Raw genomic sequence first — 19035 nt, 5'->3', positions numbered from 1 at the left:
CGCCGAGGAGGCCGGTCCCTTGCTGACCTGGTTCAAGAGCAGCCACAGCGACGACAACGAGGCCTGCGTCGAGGTGGCGGTCCGACCGGACGGCACGGTGCTCCTGCGCGACAGCAAGATCGGCGACACCAGCCCGATCCTGACCTTCACCGCCACCCAGTGGCAGACCTTCCTCGCCACCGCTGACCGCCACTGACACCACTTCGCAGAGCGTGATGTCGCGTCGCAGACGCTGCAGTGTCTGCGACGCAACATCAGGCTCTGCGAGGCGCTGCCAGTGTGACTGCTGGTGCCACCAAGGACCGCGGGCCACGGCGGTTCGGCGTCGGCGCCGCAGCTCGCCGTCCCCCCATGCGCAGGCGCAGACGCCGCCCACCCCGCACCCCCAACGGCACGAATGTGGCTTTAGGGACGTTGAACGTCCCTAAAGCCACATTCGTGCCACCGCGGGAGGTGGGTAAGGGGATCAGCCGACGGCTGGGCCGAGGCCGAGGGACTGCGGGGTGCTGGAGTCGGGTGAGGGTTGCTTCAGGCCCTCGTCCAGCGGGCCGAACTCGGTCATCAGGGACGCGCTGCCACCCCAGGGGGTTTGTTCCTCCGCGATCAGCGAGTTCGTCGTGAGCAGCAGGCCGGCGACCGAGGCGCCGTTCTGCAGTGCGGAGCGGGCCACCCGCAGCGGGTCGATGATGCCCATCTCCAGCATGTTGCCGTAGCGGCCTTCGAGGGCGTCGAATCCCTCGTCGACGTCCATGGCCTGCATCTTCGCCACCACTTCCTGACCGGAGTAGCCGGCGTTGGTGGCGATCAGGTACGCCGGTTCGGTGAGCGCCCTGCGGACGATGTCCGCGCCGATCGCGTAGTCCCCGGTCAGCTCCAGCGCATCCAGAGCCTGTTCGGCGTGGACCAACGCGGCCCCGCCACCGGCGACGATGCCCTCCGCCATGGCGGCGCGGCACGCGGACAGCGCGTCCTCCACCCGGTGCTGCAGCTCCTTCAGCTCGGCCGGCGTCGGCGCCCCGACCCGGATGACCGCGATCTTGCCGGTCAGCGCGCCGATCCGTTCGGCGAGCACGTCCTCGTCGATGCCGTACTGCGCACGGTTGCGCTCGGAGTTCAGCTGGGTGACCCGGAACGCCAGGTCGTCGGTCGAACCGGCGCCGCCGACGATCGCGGTGCTGTTGTCGGTCACCAGAACCCGTTCCGCGCGGCCGAGGTGTTCCAGCGTCATCGTCTGCAGTGTGAAGCTGGCGTGCTTGCTCAGCACCTTGCCACCGGTGATCGCCGCGATGTCCTCCAGCTTGTGCAGCCGCCGGTCACCGAAGCCGGGCGCGCGCACCGCGCACGCCTGGAACGTCCGGTTCACGTGGTTGTGCACCAGCATGCTCAGCGCGGTTCCCTCGACGTTCTCCGCGATGATCAGCAGCGGCCTCGGGTCGCGCATGATCTTGTCGAGCACCGGCATCAGCTGCTGGACCTGGGTGATCTTCTCGTTGGTCAGCAGGATGTACGGGTCCTCCAGGACCGCTTCGAGCCTGCCGGGGTCGGTCACCAGGTAGGGCGAGATGAAGCCGTTGTCGAACTCGAAGCCCTCGACGAAGTCGACACTCATGCCGTGCTGCGCGGACTCCTCGACGGTCACGATCCCGGTCTCGCCGACGGTGTGCAGCGCGCGGGCGATGACCGTGCCGACCATCGGGTCGTCGTTCGCCGAGATGCCCGCGACGTGCGCGAAGTCCTCCTCGGTCGCAACCTCGTGGGCGACCTCCTGCAGCCGCCGCACGAGCGTGCCCACCGCGAGGTCGATACCCCGCTTGACCAGCACCGGGTTGCCGCCGGTCCCGATCGCCTTCATGCCTTCGCGGATGATCGCCTGCGCGATGACCGTGGCCGTCGTGGTGCCGTCACCGACGACGTCGTTGGTCTTGATCGCCGCTTCCTTGACCAGCTGCGCGCCCATGTTCTCGAACGGATCCTTCAGGTGGATCTCGCGCGCGATCGTCACACCGTCGTTGGTGACCACCGGGCTCCCGGTGATCTTCTCCAGGATGACGTTGCGGCCCTTCGGGCCGAGCGTGGACTTGACCGCGTCAGCCAGTTTGTCGACACCGGCCTGCAGCAGGACACGGGCTTCTTCGTCGAAACGGAGTTCCTTGGCCATGTGTGTCTCCCCCTACGGGACGAGGATCGCTCGGCCGCGGACCCGGCCGTTGTCTAGGTCGTTCAGCGCTTCCAGTGCGCTGTCCAGCGGGTACTGCTTCGTGTGCAGCGTGACCTTGCCTGCTTGCGCGAGGACCATGAGCTCGACGAGGTCGTTGTAGGTGCCGACGATGTTGCCGATGACGTTCTTCTCGCCCGCGACGAAGTCGAGCGTCGGCGCCCGGAACTCGCCGCCGTAGCCGATGACGTACTGGTAGCCGGCGGGCGCGGTCATCGCCCACGCGTCGTTCTCCGCGCCCTGCTCGGCGACGAAGTCGAACACAACGTTCGCGCCGTCTCCGCCGGTCAGGTCCTTGACGGCGTCGATGTGGGTGCCGTCGGCCAGTACCGTCTCGTCGGCGCCGATCTCCTTCGCCAGCGCCAGCGCCTCGGGGTTGCGGTCGACCACGACGATCTTCGTCGCAGTCAGTGCGGCGAGGGTCTGGATGCCGATGTGGCCGAGCCCGCCCGCGCCCTGCACGACCGCGGTGGTGCCCGGATACAGCTGCGGGACCGCTTTGCGGACCGCGTGATAGGCCGTGATTCCGGCGTCCGCGAGCGCTGCGACGTCCGCTGGCTTCGTGCTCGGGTCGAGCTTGACGCACGCTCGCGCGCTGGTGCGCAGGTACTCGGCCATTCCGCCGTCGTTGTCGGACAGGCCGGGGAAGAACGCGTCGGCGCACTGCATGTCCCGGCCCGACCGGCAGGCGAGGCACAGCCCGCAGCTCGGCTGCGGATGCAGGATCACCGTGTCGCCGGGCGCCACGTTGGTCACGCCAGGACCGACCTCGTGCACCCAGCCCGCGTTCTCGTGGCCGATCGTGTAAGGCAGCCGTGGCCCCATCGCGTCGGCCCACTGGCCCTCGATGATGTGCAGGTCGGTGCGGCACACGCCGGCCCCGCCGATCTTCACGATCACGTCGAGCGGACCCTCGATCGTGGGTTCCTCGACGTCCTCGATCCGTGGCGGCTCGTGGTATGCGTGCAGCCTTACGGCCTTCAACTGGCGCTCCTCCCTGTGGTTGCGTCTAGTACCCGTGAGTGGCAATGGGTCCTATAGCAACCCTCGGCACTCACGACGAAAAGCGTGTCGTGAGTGCCGAGGGTTGCTACGCCTTCGGCGCCCCTTCGGGGTAGGGCCCATTGCCACTCACGGGAGTCAGCGGGCCTGCAGGTCGAAGCCGATGTACTCGGCCGCGTCCTCCGGGTTGGCGAACATGATCGTGCGGTCGTCCTCGTGGATCATGCGCCCGTAGTGGGTCGACATGTTCTCCTCGAACTCGGCCGCGTCGAACCAGCCCTCCTCCTCGCCTGCCGCCTCGTCGACCTCGGCGTAGACCAGGTCGAACCGGCCCGTGGCGTCCACCCGGATCATCGAGGGCAGCGGGCTCACCGTGACGTTCTCCAGCGGCCGCAGCACCTCCGCGATGACCGCTCCCACCTGGTTGTTCATCAGGGTGAAGCCGCACATGTTCGATGCTGTTCTGTCTGTCTTGAACGCGGTCACTGCGCCAGCTCCTTCGGTGCGTCGAGGCCCAGCTCGGACAGGATTCCGGTGAACCGGTTCTTGGCCCGGTCGAGCGCGTCCTCGAACCGGGGCGGTTTGAAGTCGGTGAGCGACCACAGCGGCTGCATTGTGCGGGCCGCGTCCAGGCACAGCGGCACCCACTTGGCGAGCCAGCCGTTCATGATCTCCGTGTTGTGCCCGGCGAACTCCTTGTCGCTGACCCTCGGCGCGAACATCGCGATGCTCATCCGCAGGTCACGCTGCGAGTAGTCGTACTCACCCGCGCCCACCACGGTCGGGGTGATGAAGTCGCCGTTGCCCGCAGCGGCCTGCTGGACCAGCCCGCTGCGGAACAGCTCACCGACCAGCGGCTCGAACACGATGTTCGCGGCGAACATCGACTCGCCCCAGTCGTCCTCGATCGCGGTCAGCGCCTCGACGACCTTGCGGGTGGCCTGCCAGGTCGGGTCGGCGTTCCACGCCTCCAGGTGCGCGGCACCGTCGAACCCGTCGATCTCCTCGGTCAGCGTCAGGTTGTACAGCGCGAGGTCCTGGGCGAACCGGATCTTGTGCATGCCGTTCACCGCGATCGCGGTGTTGTGCATGTTCGTCGGGCCGGAGCGGTTGGCGTGGCTGAACACGTACAACCCGAGGACGTGCTCGACGTGCATCCACGCGCCGACGTGGCTCTCCACGAACCGGATCCAGTTCGGGTTCCACTGCTCGAACGCCTTGGCCTGCTTCGCGTTCTCGATGTTCTGGTTGACCTGCCGGACGACGTTCGCGCCGTACCGGTAGAAGGTCATCTCCCACTCTTCGTTGGGATCGCGGAACTCGTGCCAGCCGTGCGCGGGCCACACCAGGTCCTTGCCGCCGCCACCGGTGCCGATGCCGCGCACCGGCTCCGGCTCGTCGACGCCCCACGCCTTGAGCTTCGTCCAGGTCAGCGGGTAGCCCCGGGAGCCGTCGGCGAATCCGTAGATCCAGCCCTGGGACAGGTAGTGCCTCGGGTCCGGCTGGACCTCGACGGTGACGTCCTCGTAGTGCGTCTGCTTGCGCTTCTGCGGCGAGAAGTAGTTGTACCGGCGCGCGTTCGAGTCCGGGAACTCCTTCGCGCCCGCCTCGGCGTCGGTGTGCTGGACCTTCGGCACACTGCGTGTGACGGCAGGTTCCTCCGTGGTGGTCATCTGTCCGTTCTCCTCGCTACCTGAGTTGTCACTGCCCGGTCTCGCCGGTGGTGGTGAACTTGTCGAAGTAGATCCGTGCTTCGTCGACGCCGAGCCCGGCGAGCAGCGGCATCGCCGCCTCCACCATCGGCGGCGGCCCGCAGACGTAGGCGTCCCGCCCGGTGCAGTCGCTCTCCAGCCGTTTGACCACGTCGGTGATCAGCCCGGTCTCGCCCTCCCACGCGCAGGCATCCGTGGGTTCGGACAGGGCCGGCACGTACCGGAAGTCCGCCAGCTGTGCTTCGAGTCCGCGAAGCTCCTCTTCGAAGCACAGGTCGGCCCTGGTCCGAGCGCCGTAATAGAACCGGGCCCTGCGGGTGATGCCGCGTTCCGCCATCGACCGCAGCAGCGACAGGATCGGTGCCATCCCCGCCCCGCCGCCGACGAACACCAGCGGGCTGTCGTGGCTCTCCCGCAGCGTGAACACCCCGAACGGCCCGCTCAGCGCCAGCTCGTCACCGACCTTGAGCTTGTCCTGCATGAACTGGGAGAACAGCCCGTCCGGATAGATCTTGATGACGAACTCCAGCAGCCCGCTCTCCCTGCTGGAGGTGTTGGCCATCGAGAACGAGCGGTGTTCCTCGGTGCCGGGTACCACGATGTCGACGTACTGCCCCGGGAAGAACTTGACCTCGGTGGGCTCCTTCAGGCGCAGCACCAGATGACGCATGTCGTGCGTCACCGCGTCGTTGGACACCACTTCGGCGGTGGCATCCACGATCGGCAACCCTGACCTGATCATCTCCTCGTCGTAGTTGAGCAGCTCGATCGTCAGGTCCGCGTAGGCGTGTGCCCGGCAGAGCAGCGTGTAGCCCTCGTCCTTCTCGTAGTCCGGCAGCGCGAAGGTCGAGTACTTGTCGTGATCGATGTCGTCGAGCTCGCCGTCGAGGACAAACGACTTGCACGCGGCGCACTGCCCTTCCTTGCAGCCGTGCATGAGCATGACGCCCTGCTCGGCGGCGCCCCGCAGGATCGTCTGATCTTCATCGACCTCGATCTCCACGCCGACCGGCTCGAACCTGACCACGTGCTTCATCTGCCCTCCTCCTTCGTCGTCGGGCTCGTGAGTGCTGAGTGGTCCCATAGCTCTCCTTGCCACTCACGACGAAAAGCGTGTCGTGAGTGGCAAGGAGAGCTACGCCTTCGGCGCCGCTTCGCGGTGGAACCACTCATCACTCACGGGGTGGCCGGGGCCGGACGGCCGGCTGGGCCTTGGCGGCGGTAGTCGTCGATGAAGGCGGTGCGTTGCTCGTCGGTCATCTCGTTGAAGAGGACGTTCGGGCTCTGCAGCGGACCCATGCGACGCAGGTGGTCGGTGGTCCACATCTTCTTCGGGTCGAGGTTCAGGTGCGGCTGGGCGACCATCGTCTTGCCGTCGTCCCGCACGAATCCCATGTCCTCGACGACGTCGGCCCAGTTCCAGCCGTGGTACAGCGTCTCCCACTCACGCTGCCCGACGAGCCTGCCCATGTTCGGCGTCTCCCGGCCCTGGTAGGTCGGCCGGAACGCGGTGACGTCGGTCCACTTGCACGGCTCGCTGCAGTAGGTCCGGTGCACACCGTCGACCTCGGCGGTCGCGATGTCCTCCCGGATCAGGCAGGGAACCATGCAGGTCCAGCACCGGTTCGGGTACACGTAGTCGACGTTCTCCGCGACGATCGGGTGATGCCCGTTCGGCGTGGCGAGGCGGCTGTAGTTCTCCCACCATGCGCCGTACTTGTCGTACCAGCCCGGATACTTGTATTCGAACCATTCGAAGTCTTCGTCGGTCATCGCGTCGATCCGCCAGTAGTTGGCGAGCCAGCCGGTGGCGAAGAACTGCGCGACCTCGTGCACGTAGCCCTTGTTCCAGATACGGTTCCAGGCTTCCTCGATCAAATCGTGCGGAATGACCAGACCGTACTTCTCCAGGGGCACCAGGTAGCTGCGGTAGTAGTCGTCGTAAATCCACCGACGCCACATCTCCGCATAGGACTCGCGTTCCTTGCGGCGGTCCTTCGTGCCGTACTCGATGAACGTTCCGATAGCGGCGTCGACCACGGCGTGGTTGTTCCACCAGGCGTACCGGAGATCGCGTTCCAGCAGCTGGTGGTTGCCCTCGTCGGACAATGCCATCAGCAGCGTCGCGTAACCGTTGGAGATGTGCCGCGACTCGTCGGACTGCACCGAGTGGAACACCGTCGGAAGCAGATAGTCACCGTTCGCGGCCGCCTCCGCCGGCATGGCGACGAAGAGCGTGTTGGTGAACGCGGTCTCGGCCACGATCGTCAGGTAGATGCTGGCCGCGGTGATCGCGTCACCGGTGATGAAGCCTTCCGCGAACTGCCTGCCGATGGTGCCGCAGTAGTCGTTGTGGAAGTTGCGCAGGCTGGAGTTGAAGCCTGCCGGGTCGATGTAGTTGTTCATGTACAGGCGCTTGAGGTTCTGCTGGATGGTGCTGTGCCGGACCTCGTCGATCATCTGGATGGCTTGCCCGTTGTGCAGCTCCGGGTTCGGCACCGTGTGGAAGAGCATCGGCATCGAACGCGCAGCTGAAATTTCAGGCAAAGGAATGATCGAGAGGAACAGCTTCTGCCATTCCAACCACCGTTCCTGCACCTGCCGGAACATGTTTCCCCGGATGGCGCCGTCCTGCGCACCGTAGACCCGGTGATCCTTTTCCTCCTGCATGGGGAAATAGGATCGAAGGACCTGCTTGAGCGGGTCCTTCTTCTGGGCCTTCTGGAACGTGTAATCGGTCCCGTACTTCTGGTACGGGGTGTGGTACATCGGTTCCCAGGAGAGCTCCTGAATCTTCTGGTGAGCCTTTGCCACGCTCTGGCGACTCATGGTCACTCCTCACCCGTTTTTGTTGCCGTGCTACGGATCACACCGGGCGACGGGGAGGCTCGTGGTCTCAACATGAGACACTGAGAGGCTGCTTCTGACCTCTACCGTTGGTCACATCGCCGGAGTAGCGTCGAGCTGGTTGCCCTCGACGTGAACTCAAGCGCGTTCATCACGTCACCGACGAAGCTGGCGAGGAGGCAACCCGGCTTGGCAGACGCGTCCACACCACCACGGCCCGGATACCGACCGACCGCACGACCGGCGCACAGCAGGGCGCTGGCGCATGCTCGCGAGTGTTTCCTGAACTTCTCCGACGTCGAGCCCGGCATCGTGCGTGAACCGATCCTGGCGTCCTGGGTCCGGTCCCGGGACTACCGTGTCTCGGCGGACCACTTCGAGCTGCCGTTCGCGCCCAATCCGGAACGCTCGTCATCGCTGACCCACAGTGCCGGTTCGATCCTCGCCGAGACCGACAACCAGTTCTCCGGCGAGCCCGTGTCGTTGATCCTCACCGACGCCGAGGGTGTGGTCCTGGACCGGCGCACACACGACTCCCGCCTGCGCCACCACCTGGACCGGGTGTCGCTGGCGCCCGGGTTCTCCTACGCGGAGGAGTTCGTCGGCACGAACGGCATCGGCACCGCGCTGGAGGGCCGCGGCCCGGCCCAGGTGTTCGGGCACGAGCACTATGTGGAGAACCTGGAGGAGCTGGCCTGCGCCGGCGCCCCGATCCACCATCCGACCAGCGGAAAGGTCCTCGGCGTCGTCGACCTGACGTGCTGGCGCGCGGACGCCAACCACATGATGGTCGCGGCGGTCTCGACGATCGCCAGGCGCATCGAGGAAGCACTGCTTGAGCACACCGGTCGCCGCGAGCTGGCCCTGCTGCAGGACTACCTGGCGACGTGCCAACGCAACCGGGGCCCCGTGCTGGCGATCAGCAACGACCTGGTGATGATGAACGACGCCGCGCGCCAGCTCATCGACCCACGCGACCAGACGACGCTGCTCGGCATGGCCTCGGACGCGCTCAGCTCCGGCAAGCCCGTCCAGTTCAGCGTGCCGCTACCGACCGGCGCGGCGGCACGCGTGCACTGCAAACCGAGCTGGTCGGACGGCTCGGTCATCGGTGGTGTGCTGCAGGTCTACCTGTTCGCGCCTCCCACGGCTGGGTCACCCGCGGTGCCGTTGCTGACCGCGGCGGCCCCACTGCCCGGAATCGTGGGCAGCGGCGCGCTGTGGACCAGATGCTGCCAGGAGGTACAGACACATTTCCGGTCCAAGGAGTGGCTGCTGCTGGAGGGCGAACCCGGCGTCGGCAAGCTCGCGGTGGCCCGCGCGACGCACCTGGCGAACACCCCCGCGGCACACCTGCGCCTGTTCGACGCCGCAACGATGGAAGACCCCGCGTCGTGGCTAGAGTCGGTGAGCGAGGAGCTGACCGCCGGCGAGGGCACGATCATCCTGCGCCACGTGGACCAGCTGCCGGAGCAGGTCCTCACCGACCTGGCCGACCTGCTGTCCCTGTTCGGCCCGAACAGCAACCAATGGGTCGTCGCCATCAGAACCGGCACCGGCCCCGTCCACGGCGCGTTGGAAGCTCTGGTCAGCAGGTTCCCCGGCTCGGTGGTGGTCCCGCCGCTGCGCCACCACCTCGACGACGTCCGCGAGCTGGTCCCCCAGCTGATCTCCCGCCTCACCCGAGGCGCAAGCCTGCGCTGCGGCCCCGACGCGATGCGTGTCCTGATGCGCAACCGCTGGCCCGGCAACGTCGAACAGCTCTACCGCATCATCCGCAAAATCGTCGCCCTCCGCCGAACCGGCACCATCACCCTCGCCGACCTGCCAGCCGAGGTCCAGGCCACCGCCCGCCGAGTCCTGACCCCGCTGGAATCCATCGAGTGCGACGCGATCATCTCGTGCCTCAAGGGCACGGACGGCAACCGCGCCGAGGCGGCCCGCCACCTGGGCATGTCCCGAGCAACCATCTACCGCAAGATCCGCGACTACGGAATCGTCGTCCCGCCGTCGAAGTGAACAGCGCTCCAGCAATGATTGAACCGCCGTCAGGGAATACCGGTTTCTTCCAGTCCAGATGAGTCTCACCCGGAGTCACAGCTACCGAAATGACCGCCATCGCGAGCGAATCAGCCAGGCGAGAAGACCGAGCAGGACCAGCCTGATCAACAAGGCGAACGAAGCGAGTCCGAACCACGCGTCGGACACGACCCCGATCACCACAACCACGGCCAAGAGGTACACGGCCCAGCGTCGCCAGAACCAGACACCGACAATCGCGACGAGGGCGAGCGCGGCGAGGGCTGCGCCGACCAGCGGGAGTACCCAGCCATCTCTGCCGTGGCTGACGAGCAGGTTCCACACGACCAGACCCCGGTAGATCACCCAGGCCTGAACGATCGCCAGGAGGACGAGCAGAACGGACAGCAGAACACCCCGCTTGCTCTTGACCTCGTACAAGCTCATCGAGCCACTCCGAATCTATTGGGAAGCTATCGCGGTAAAACTCTATACTTGGAATCTCGCACAGCGGCTTCCATTTAAGCGGTGGAAGACCAGAATGCGAGTTCACCTCCCGGCATGCAGACGATCCGTAGCCCCTGTGGCCCAGTCAAGTTCCAGGACTCGTACTCGTCGTCAGCCGCTACGACGATGGTACTGCCGTTCACAAACTCGACACACAGACCCCCACGCACTTCGTCGACTGAACAAGCAGCTATTGGAACTCCCACCAGGCTTGATATATGCCCTCCAGCTTCGAAGTTGCCTGGGGCTAAACTGAATTTCTCTTCACTGCCCACTAACACGAACTCAGACTCAATTGATATGCCAAAACCCCCAGTGACGTACAGGTACAGGGTGTAGTCCGCCTGAACCTTACTAATGGACTCGCCACGCAGTTCTATCTCCACGACTACCACCCCTGCGGGAGATCGTAAGAACCGTCAGACCTCTGCGGGATATGAGTGTGCGCGTTATTTCCCGGCTTTCCATCAAGACCCACTGGCTGATTATTCTTATTGTAGAAACGAACGTATCCATCAGGATAGCGTCGGTCAGCACCTGGGTCCATCACACGGACCTGATTTCCATTGTCCACTCCAGCACGAGCAGGATCTTGATAGACGGTCCCTTTACCATTATCCGCTGGTCGTGATTGCCAGCCAGGCTTGACTCCAGCGGGTGGCACGCCGCCCGCGCCTGTGTTCAGTCTGCTAGCAGACGGGTTTGGCGCGGCCGTAACAGGTGTCTGTTGACTCGACGGCGCCGCAGACTTTGGATCATGCGCGAGTGGCCCCTTGGGCAAGTCAGGCGCGCTACTTTCGGTATGTCGCAGCAGTCGCTTTCCGGCACCTGGTACCGCGGCGGAGCTGACGAGGTCCATGAGCTGTTCTGGGTCGACGTCGCGACCGTGCTCCACGTCGTTGACCATCTGGTTCAGGACGCGAGCGCTCGACCAGCCGCCACCGATGATGGACATGGTCTCGCCCACGGCCGCGGCGGGAACTGTCCCGGGAGCGGCAGTGCCGCCGCTGAGTGCCGTCACCGCGCCGGCGCCGAGCACCAGCCCGTCACCGGCGGCGGCCAGCGGACCGGCGACCCCATCGATCGCCCTCGCGGTCTTCTCGCCGTCGGACACCACGTGGGCCGCGCCCGTCACCAGGTCCTGCGGACCGTCGGCACCCGGGTTCGCCGGACGGACCATGGTCCAGTCTTCGGAGAGCTGGTTGTTCTCCAGGTAGTCCTGCATCCCGGAGTACTTCGCGCCCTGGCCGTCGACGATGTAGTCCTTGCCGTCGGCGCCCTTGAGGGTGAACAGCGTGGCCGAGCCGGTGTTGCCGTCCTTGTCCTGCAGCACCAGCGGCGTCTGGCGTACCTCGGCGTTGGGCCCGCCGAGCTTGTCGATCATCGAGTTGACCTTGCCGACGTTCCCGTCCTCGGCAAGTACCAAGGCGTTGCGGGCTGGCCCGTCGACCTTCGTGGACGACAGGTCCGTGGGCCGGTCCTTGGGCAGCCCACTCAGTACCTTGGCCGTTTCCGGATCCAGAGGCTTCGGAGAGACTCCCAGTACCTGCTGTCCGTCGGGCAGTCGCTGCCCGGCCTTCGCCACCAGCGGATCGGTCGAGGGCTGGCCGGGGACCGTGCCGGTCGGTGTCGCATTCGGTTCCTGTGGCGGCGGCGCGACCGACGCAGCGGATGGCGCTGACTGCGGCGGAGGCTGCGGTGCATGGGCGACGTTGCTGGTGGGCGCGGAGTTCGGGGGCGGCGCCCCAGACTGAGGCGCGGTACTCGGGACCGCTGCCGGCGCCTGCGTGGGTCGTGTGCCGCCCGTGTTCTGGGTGGGCTCCGTCTTCGGCGGGTTCGCGCCCTCCGGTTGAGTGCCTACGTTGCCGCTTCCGGGGTCCTTGTCCGTCGCCGGAGTTGTTTTCGGCTCGTCCTTCTTCACCTCCGGCCCGGAGGACGATTTCGCGTCCGACGCGGAGCCTCCCTTGGGCTTCGGCACCGGATCGGCCTGTCCGCCATTGGCGCCGGGGCCATCCCCGGGAGCGGCAGGAGCCAGCGACGCGACCAGCTGGACCCGAACCGACCCCGGGTCAGTCGCGTGTCCGATCGACACAGGTCCCTGCACCGCGGTCGCCAGCGACACCACCAGCACAGCGAGCTTGGCCGCCACACCGGCACACCGTTTACTCACCGACACCACTCCCCCTGTGACACGGGCACGTACTCATTCGAAACGCAGTGCTGCGATGCAACCATATACCGCAAGATCCGCGACTACGGAATCATCATCCCACCGCCTGGACCATCGCCAGTGCATTTCATCCATTCGGGCTCAATTGGCCAGAGTGAATGTAACTAACGTCATCGCACGGGCCGTCGACCGTCAGATCCGTAGGCCAATCCACCTCGCTTCTCCAACCAAACATAGGGCGATGGCTTCTGAGCCACGCCCCTCACAGTCAGCCCCTCGCTGAGCCACTCCTGTAACTCTCACCAATTTTCCATAGACGCTCGCACCTCAGCTTTGACATCAGCACCTTGCAACGAAGAAGCTACGGCCACTCTTAGCAATTCGGCAGCTTGTCGAAATACCATGCTAGACGACTCAGCGACGTCGAAGCCAGCTCGGTCCACGATTAATTCACCTGTGGGAAGAAGCCGACCCTCATGTCCTACTATGCCATCACACACCGCTTGCGCGTACTCTGCCGGTAACCCTGGCGCGAAAGATTGACTCCACAGCCCACTGGGACAAGAACGCCGAGCCTCATCCGCGACGAAGACGGGATCGCCAATACCGACTCGATATCGGACACCATCTCCACTGTCGACCTGGAAGACACCACCTATCATCGCCCTTGGGGCAGCTCCACCGAAAAAGCGCTGAACCTCGACGAGATACCGGGCGGTCGAGCTCTCGGGAGCCTCCGGAGTCGCGGCGCAAGAGGCGTGAAGCCACTTCGAGATGGGATATCTCGCCTTTGGCTCGTCGAATAAGATCGCCGCCGTGCGAAAGGGAGGCACCTTGACTTCGATCATGGCGGCGAACAGCTCTCCTAACCATCGATGCAGAAGCACCCAACTCCTCGCGGGTGTACGGGCAACCACCTTCTGCCGGATCCGCGACTACAGAATCTTCCTCATTGTGCAGACGAGGCTGGCCAATTCACCTGAAACCACCTGGCAGCACGCGGACCCGATGTAGGATCAGCCTACACCAAACCGTTGTTCAGCTTCAGGAGGAAATGCATGTTCCCCATCGCCAGAGCAACTGTCGCCGCGGGAGCGATCGTTGCGTTCACCTGCTCCGGATCAGCCTCGATCGCTGCCCATAGCCCCACCCTGACTGCCGGCAGCACGAGCATGGTTGTGGCCGGGCCAGTAAAGGACGGCCCCGCCGATGGTCCCGGCGGTTCGTACGGCGATGACGGCACTGGAAACAACGGTTCTGGCCCGGGCGGAAGCCCGGGTGGACGGCAAGGCTGCGGAGCCGACGGAAACGGAAACTGTGGAGATAGTGGAAACGGCAGCTGACACACTGTCGACTCTACGAAAATGGACTGTAGCTTCGTCGAATTCAATCCAGCTACAGTCCATTTTTGTCAATTATCGTTGTTTCTCTTATCGTAGTCCGGATCGTCGGGGTTGACCTGACCGCTCTTGTGATCGTAAGTGTTGTTGTGAGGCCGCTGGGTTCCCTCCGGACAAGATGAACCTTCCGGCTTGTCACATGTACCGTGAGGCGTAGGAACCACACCAGCTAGATGGCTGGATGTCGCCGCTGAAGCCGTGCCACTGAGAATAATCAGGCTAAACGCAATGGCGACCAGCCCAATCACAGTGCGACGGAGCATATAACTGCCTCCTTTGATCGACGAGATCGATGAAATGTTCATCACTGAGCGAGACGATCATACGTTATACACCAGCACATGCCCTGTTAAAATCTCTTATCGTCGTCGAAAAGATGTGACGAGCTGTACTACTCAAAGCGCAGAGCCTCGATTGGGCGCAGACGAGATGCCCGGTATGCCGGGTAGCCACCGGCAAGCAGACCGATCACCACACTGACCGCAAATGCGATCAGGACCGGCTCCAAGCTCAGCAACGGAAGTGGGGTAGGAGTGAGCGAAGCCGGATCAGGAGGCCAGAGCTTCGGTATGACCACCTCGCCGACCTTGCACAACACGACGCCGAGCACGACACCGACCACACCGCCCAAGGACGTCAGCATCACCGCTTCGCTCAGGAACTGGCGCATAATCGCTCGACGAGGCGCACCGATTGCCTTGCGGATACCGATCTCCCTGGTCCGCTCGGTCACCGCCACCAACATGATGTTGGCGACGCCGACACCGCCGACGAACAACGAAATAGCAGCGACCGCGATGATGAACAACGACATGAACTTGATCGACGACATCTGCTGTTGCAGGATACTAGTGAAATCATTGACGGCGTAGTCCCGGTCGGTGCTCTCCCGTACATGGTGCTGCTCATCGAGAATCTGGTAAATCTGGGACTCAGCGGTCTTCACCGTCTCGGTGCTGCTAGCTCTGGCGATGATGACATCCAGCTTGTCGCCGTTGTTGCCGACAACGTAGGCCCGAGCCGCTTCGAGCGGAACCATGATTACGTTGTCACTCTGGCCGTCGGAGTTGACCACGCCCTGGATCTGGAATGTACTGTGCCCGACTCGCAACGGCAGGCCGATCAGCGAGTTGGGATCGGTACTCGGGCCCCACAGTTGGTTGACTACTTCCGGCCCGATGACCGCTTGGCGAACAGTGGCATTCATCTGTTTGTCGGTGAACCAGGTGCCAGCGATCATGTGCCGGTTCGCCAATTCGAGGTAGTTGCCGACGATGCCGAACAGCTGGTCGCTAGCCTTCTGCTGACCGTACGACACCATGACCAAGTTGCTGGCCACAGCGGGTGACAGCATGACGACGTCCGGCGCCTTGCGACGGTTCTGGAGTGCCTTCAAGTCCGCATCGGTGAGATGCTGCGGTGCCTTGCTGGTCGCCACGGGACCGGTAATTGGTTTAATCGTGATCTGAGTGGCGAACCGGCTCCACTGGTCGTTGAACCCCTTGGTCATCCCGTCTCCCATCGCGACGAGGACAATCACCGAGGCGACACCGGCAATGATGCCGATCGTGGTCAATACCGACCGCAGCCGGTTACTGGAGAGACTGTGCAGCGCGGCAAGCAGCGCTTCCCGCATCTGCATCAACCAGGCAAATTGAACGACTGCCTGCGGCAGCTTCTGAGCGACAGGCTTCGCCACGTACGTCGGCGTGTCCGGCTTCTCCAGCTTCTTCTTCGCCTCGGCGCGCTGCTCCAGCTTCTCTCGCTTCGCGGCCTTGACCGCCTTCTTCGTGCGACGGGGCGCCGGGGCGGGCTGCGCGGTCAGCTCCTCGAGAAACCCGACGGAAGGCGCCGTCCACTGTCCCTGCCGGGGATCGACTCGCTGCTGCTCCACCTGAGCCGTCGGTTCAGCATTTCTTGCCACGTCGGCCGACTCAGGCTGCTCGACCTCGATCTGCTCCGGAACGACCTCCGGCTCATGCTCGGGAGATCCCGGGGACTCGGCGATGTCGGGTGCCGCAGTTTCCTCGACGGGCGCCTGCTCGACGACCTCGGGTACCCCGAGCGCCTCAGCCGATTCGATTGCCTCCGGCTCGCCGACAGGCGGCTCGGGCTCGGCATCGATCGGCTCGGCCACCGGCGCCTGCCGGTCAACCGGTTCCGGCTTCGTGACAGGTGACGGCGACGGCGAGCACGGGGACGCCGCCGGCTCGGCCCTGGACGGGCGGGGCTTCGGCGGCGCGGGCGGCGGAGCGGCTGCCCGCGGCGGGGCGAGCGCGGCGGGCAGCTCGGCCTCGGCCTCCTCGGCGGGGCGCAACCACTCGGGCTGGGTGGGCAACGGTGGTGGCGACGGGCGGAGGCGGCTCTGCTTGACCCCTCGCGCGGCGAACGGCTGGGTGCCCCGGCGGAACCACCGGGGCTTGGGCGCGGGCACGACCCGTCGCGCCGACGCGTCTGCCTCGGACGACCCGATCGGGATCGGCTCGGTCGGCGGATCGTGTGGGACACCGCCGGCCGGTTGCTGCGCCGGGAGCGCCTCGGCGAGCGCCTCCAGGTCTCTGCGGTGTTTGCGAGCGATCTTGCGGTGTGCCGCGCAGCAGTACCGACGGGCCGAACCGGCCGCGTCGTCGGGGATCGGATTGTCGCAGTCGTGCAGCGCGCACACCGCCGTCGCGCTGCTCATCGACGTGTCCCCCTCAATGCGCATCCCTCGCAAACTGCCGCGGCAAGCCCCGCCAGACAGTCCCTTTCGGAAACCATCACCCCATCAGGTGAGCCGCTCTATAATATAGAGATCTTCTCAGCTCACCAACGAGTATGCGTCGTCGACCGGCTACCGGCGAGTCAGGACTCACCGAACATCGCGGCCCGGATGCGGGCCAGCTCGTCGGTCTTGCGCTCGAAGTCCTGACGGTTGCCCTCGGCGGCCGGTTCGATGCCGAGCGCGCGCAACAGTTCTGCCGCGTGCGCGCCGGGGTCGCCCGCTTCGCTGAACGTCGGGTGCAGGCCCGCGTCGGCGAGATGGTGGAACACCAGGTTCACGACGGTCCACGGGTTGTAGCTCTCGTTCGAGGTGTCCACGCTGGCGATGATCGCGCCGCCACGGCCGGCCGGGTGTCTCATCTTGGGACGGCCCCCACTGAGGCGGTCTCAGCGGCCGGCCGGGAAAATGGAGCCACGATGGTCACCATTTTCGAGGCCGCGCATCATCTGCGGCGGGTTGTTCCGATCAGTAAATGGACTCCGATCTTCCTGCTGGTGGGGCTGGTGGTGGCCCTGTTGATCTGGCGGCCGCTCGCCAGATCGCTGGGGTGGCGTTCGTTCCCGACCCTGATCGCGCTGCTGTCGCTCGCCGGTGCCTCGGCGATGACGCTGTCGCCGCGCGGCTGGTACGGCAACTACAAGACCCTCGAGCAGTGCCTGCCGAGCACCCTCGGCGACGTCGCCGACTCCGCGTCCAAGGTCGGCGGGAGCATGGAGAGCCTGCTCAACGTCGGCATGCTGTTCCCCCTCGGCTGTGCGCTCGTGGTGGCCAGCAGGCGCGCTGTCTGGCCGGCGCTGCTGGTCGTCCTGCTGCCGGCCGCGATCGAGATCAGCCAGGCGACGGTGGTCCCCGGCCGACAGTGTTCGACGACCGACTTCCTGGCCAACGCGCTCGGTGGGCTCATCGGGATCGTCGCGGGTGTGGTGATCGACCGGATGTGGCGGGCCAGGGAACGTCAGGCCGAACCGGTCTTGACGAACTCGTAGCGCGCCAGCGACTCCTTGCGTTCCGCCGCGTGGTCCACGATCGGCTCCGGGTAGCCCTCGACGCTCGTGCGTAGCTTCCACGGCTGATGGACCGCTCGGCCGGACACCTCGCGCAGCTCGGGGACGTAGCGGCGCACGTACTCGCCGTCCGGGTCGAAGCGTTCGCCCTGGCTGGTCGGGTTGAAGATCCGGAAGTACGGCGCGGCATCCGTGCCCGAGCCGGCCGTCCACTGCCAGCCGTGCTGGTTCGACGCCAGGTCGCCGTCGACGAGGTTGCGCATGAAGTGCCGCGCACCGCGCCACCACGGCAGGTGCAGGTCCTTGACCAGGAAGCTGGCCACGATCATCCGCACCCGGTTGTGCATCCAACCCTCGGCGAGCAGCTGGCGCATTCCGGCGTCGACGATCGGGTAGCCGGTGCGGCCCGCGCACCAGGCGTCGAACAGCGCGTCGGCTTCGTCGCCGGAGTCCCAGGGCATCTGGTCGAACCGGCGGTCCGCGTTGTACCTCGCGGTGCGGGGGCGGTGCCAGAGGACGTCGGCGTAGAAGTCGCGCCAGGCCAGCTCCGAGCGGAACGTCTCCGCCGAGACGCCCTCGGGGAGGTCGGCCAGCAGGGTTCGCGGATGCAGGCAGCCGAAGTGCAGGTAGGCGGACAGCCGGGAGGTGCCGTCGATCCCGGGGCGGTCCCTCGCATGGTCGTAGTCGGCCAGTGCGTTGCCGGTGAACCGCCGCCAGGCGGCCTGAGCGGCCTGCTCGCCGGGCTCCGGCAGCTCCATCGCGCAGTCGACCGAGGGCAGCTCCGCGCGGCCCCCGGAGGGCGGTGAGAGCCACGTCAGGGTGTCGGCGGAGGTATCGGCCGGCGCGCGCCAGCCGTGCTCCAGCCACGCGCGCTTGAACGGTGTGAACACCCGGTACGGCTCGCCGTCGGCCTTGCGCACCCGTCCGGGGGTGACCGCGTACGGCGAACCTGTGGTGACCAGCTCGACGTCGTGCGAACGCAGCTGCTTCGCCACCCGGGCGTCACGTTCGCGGCCGTACGGACCGGCGTCCGCGCTGATGTGCACGGTCCGGGCGCCGATCTCCCGCGCGACCTCCGGCACGACGGTCACCGGATCGCCCCGGCGGACCAGCAGCCGCCCGTCCAGGGACTCGTCCAGCGCACGCAGGCAGCCGGCCAGGAACGCCGTACGGGGCGCGCCGGACGGCCCGAGCAGGTGCTCGTCGAGCACGAACAGCGCGAGCGCGGACCCGGCGGCGTCCGCCGCCGCGAGCAGCGCGGCGTGGTCGTTCAGCCGCAGATCGCGGCGGAACCAGACAACAGCGGTGTCCATAAGAGCTCCTGTGAGTGGCAAGTGGTCCTATAGCAACCCTGAGCACTCACGACGAAAAGCGTGTCGTGAGTGCTCAGGGTTG

At 65.7% G+C, this 19035-nt stretch carries 15 protein-coding genes; 3 read left to right on the top strand and 12 right to left on the bottom strand.

Going from position 1 to position 19035, the window contains the following annotated elements:
- Positions 1-19: 19 nt before the first annotated feature.
- Positions 20-196: a DUF397 domain-containing protein gene (locus G406_RS55620; RefSeq protein WP_084216046.1), complete on the top strand. Its 177-nt coding sequence runs from the start codon at positions 20-22 to the stop codon at positions 194-196.
- A gap of 270 nt (positions 197-466) precedes the next feature.
- On the opposite strand, the gene groL is transcribed toward G406_RS55620, so the two are convergent.
- From groL to G406_RS0114080, 6 genes are all read right to left on the bottom strand, one after another.
- Complete coding sequence (gene groL, locus G406_RS0114105; RefSeq protein ID WP_028934355.1) at positions 467-2158, bottom strand: chaperonin GroEL; 1692 nt, start codon at positions 2156-2158, stop codon at positions 467-469.
- 12 nt (positions 2159-2170) lie between these two features.
- Positions 2171-3199, bottom strand: a complete 1029-nt coding sequence (locus G406_RS0114100; RefSeq protein ID WP_028934354.1) for an NAD(P)-dependent alcohol dehydrogenase — start codon at positions 3197-3199, stop codon at positions 2171-2173.
- A gap of 156 nt (positions 3200-3355) precedes the next feature.
- A complete protein-coding gene (gene mimD / locus G406_RS0114095; protein WP_028934353.1) occupies positions 3356-3703 on the bottom strand; it encodes a propane 2-monooxygenase effector subunit MimD in 348 nt (115 codons plus the stop codon).
- Complete coding sequence (locus G406_RS0114090) at positions 3700-4890, bottom strand: ferritin family protein (protein ID WP_028934352.1); 1191 nt, start codon at positions 4888-4890, stop codon at positions 3700-3702. Before G406_RS0114090 ends, mimD begins: the two co-directional genes overlap by 4 nt.
- 28 nt (positions 4891-4918) lie before the next feature.
- Positions 4919-5965: an FAD-binding oxidoreductase gene (locus tag G406_RS0114085; protein WP_028934351.1), complete on the bottom strand. Its 1047-nt coding sequence runs from the start codon at positions 5963-5965 to the stop codon at positions 4919-4921.
- Positions 5966-6105: 140 nt separating this feature from the next.
- Positions 6106-7758 carry a ferritin family protein gene (locus G406_RS0114080; protein ID WP_156934864.1) on the bottom strand — a complete coding sequence of 551 codons (1653 nt, stop codon included), beginning with the start codon at positions 7756-7758 and terminating at the stop codon, positions 6106-6108.
- A 207-nt stretch (positions 7759-7965) separates the two neighbouring features.
- Here G406_RS0114080 and G406_RS0114075 point away from each other — a divergent pair, with 207 nt between their 5' ends.
- The gene (locus tag G406_RS0114075; RefSeq protein WP_051342096.1) at positions 7966-9795 is read left to right on the top strand and encodes a sigma-54-dependent Fis family transcriptional regulator; all 1830 of its coding nucleotides are present in this window, start codon (positions 7966-7968) and stop codon (positions 9793-9795) included.
- 81 nt (positions 9796-9876) lie between these two features.
- On the opposite strand, the gene G406_RS0114070 is transcribed toward G406_RS0114075, so the two are convergent.
- The 5 genes from G406_RS0114070 to G406_RS56785 all read right to left on the bottom strand — a co-directional run bounded on the left by G406_RS0114070 (position 9877) and on the right by G406_RS56785 (position 16995).
- Positions 9877-10242, bottom strand: a complete 366-nt coding sequence (locus tag G406_RS0114070) for a hypothetical protein (RefSeq protein ID WP_028934348.1) — start codon at positions 10240-10242, stop codon at positions 9877-9879.
- Positions 10243-10316: 74 nt separating this feature from the next.
- Positions 10317-10688, bottom strand: coding sequence for a DUF6188 family protein (locus G406_RS56795; protein WP_156934862.1), 372 nt, complete (start codon positions 10686-10688; stop codon positions 10317-10319).
- A gap of 2 nt (positions 10689-10690) precedes the next feature.
- The gene (locus G406_RS56790; protein ID WP_156934861.1) at positions 10691-12451 is read right to left on the bottom strand and encodes a hypothetical protein; all 1761 of its coding nucleotides are present in this window, start codon (positions 12449-12451) and stop codon (positions 10691-10693) included.
- A 1812-nt stretch (positions 12452-14263) separates the two neighbouring features.
- Positions 14264-16537 (bottom strand): ABC transporter permease, encoded by a 2274-nt coding sequence (locus G406_RS0114050; RefSeq protein WP_169736689.1) that lies wholly within the window; start codon positions 16535-16537, stop codon positions 14264-14266.
- Positions 16538-16716: 179 nt separating this feature from the next.
- Entirely contained in the window at positions 16717-16995 is a 279-nt protein-coding gene (locus tag G406_RS56785; protein ID WP_051342078.1) for a hypothetical protein, read from the bottom strand.
- Positions 16996-17052: 57 nt separating this feature from the next.
- On the opposite strand from G406_RS56785, the gene G406_RS55615 reads away from it, so the two are divergent.
- Complete coding sequence (locus G406_RS55615; protein ID WP_037076561.1) at positions 17053-17622, top strand: VanZ family protein; 570 nt, start codon at positions 17053-17055, stop codon at positions 17620-17622.
- Here the strand turns inward: G406_RS55615 and G406_RS0114035 are convergent.
- Positions 17592-18953, bottom strand: a complete 1362-nt coding sequence (locus tag G406_RS0114035) for a cryptochrome/photolyase family protein (RefSeq protein ID WP_028934343.1) — start codon at positions 18951-18953, stop codon at positions 17592-17594. The two genes, G406_RS55615 and G406_RS0114035, sit on opposite strands and share 31 nt — an antisense overlap.
- Between the last annotated feature and the right edge of the window lie 82 nt (positions 18954-19035).

This window comes from Actinospineispora spinosispora DSM 44797, assembly GCF_000429025.1.
GTDB lineage: Bacteria > Actinomycetota > Actinomycetes > Mycobacteriales > Pseudonocardiaceae > Pseudonocardia > Pseudonocardia spinosispora.
The sequence above is the reverse complement of the archived record's forward strand: the minus strand, read 5'-3'. Positions and strand labels throughout refer to the sequence as shown.

Excerpts from the sequence above, each read along its gene's own strand:
- groL (WP_028934355.1), bottom strand. The coding sequence starts at position 2,158 with ATGGCCAAGGAACTCCGTTTCGACGAAGAAGCCCGTGTCCTGCTGCAG.
- G406_RS0114090 (WP_028934352.1), bottom strand. The coding sequence starts at position 4,890 with ATGACCACCACGGAGGAACCTGCCGTCACACGCAGTGTGCCGAAGGTC.
- G406_RS0114085 (WP_028934351.1), bottom strand. The coding sequence starts at position 5,965 with ATGAAGCACGTGGTCAGGTTCGAGCCGGTCGGCGTGGAGATCGAGGTC.
- G406_RS0114080 (WP_156934864.1), bottom strand. The coding sequence starts at position 7,758 with ATGAGTCGCCAGAGCGTGGCAAAGGCTCACCAGAAGATTCAGGAGCTC.
- G406_RS0114070 (WP_028934348.1), bottom strand. The coding sequence starts at position 10,242 with ATGAGCTTGTACGAGGTCAAGAGCAAGCGGGGTGTTCTGCTGTCCGTT.
- G406_RS56785 (WP_051342078.1), bottom strand. The coding sequence starts at position 16,995 with ATGAGACACCCGGCCGGCCGTGGCGGCGCGATCATCGCCAGCGTGGAC.
- G406_RS55615 (WP_037076561.1), top strand. The coding sequence starts at position 17,053 with ATGGTCACCATTTTCGAGGCCGCGCATCATCTGCGGCGGGTTGTTCCG.
- G406_RS0114035 (WP_028934343.1), bottom strand. The coding sequence starts at position 18,953 with ATGGACACCGCTGTTGTCTGGTTCCGCCGCGATCTGCGGCTGAACGAC.